This window comes from Arthrobacter sp. CMU6 (genome assembly GCF_059090205.1).
The window spans coordinates 1-279 of sequence record NZ_JBNHFL010000123.1 but is presented as its reverse complement, the minus strand read 5'-3'; the positions used below and the strand labels follow the sequence as shown (position 1 = coordinate 279).

Annotated in this window: 1 protein-coding gene; it reads left to right on the top strand. The window is 70.3% G+C overall.

Features of this window, described 5'->3' with window-relative positions:
* On the top strand, window positions 1-279 hold a 279-nt coding region (locus AC5RWD_RS23345; RefSeq protein WP_494022283.1), incomplete at both ends, for an aromatic amino acid lyase.

Genomic DNA, 279 nt, shown 5'->3' with positions numbered 1-279 from the left:
GGGCAGGTCCGCAACAACCAGGGTGAACTGGTGCCTGCCGCCGAGGCGCTGGCAGCCGCCGGGCTGGAACCGGTGGAACTCCGCGAGAAGGAAGGCCTGGCGCTGATCAACGGCACCGACGGGATGCTGGGCATGCTGATCATGGCCTCGGCGGACCTGCACCGGCTGCTGAAGACGGCCGACCTCGCCGCCGCCATGAGCATTGAAGGCCTGCTGGGTACCGACGCGGTGCTGGCCGAAGACCTGCACGCGCTCCGGCCGCACCCCGGCCAGATTGCC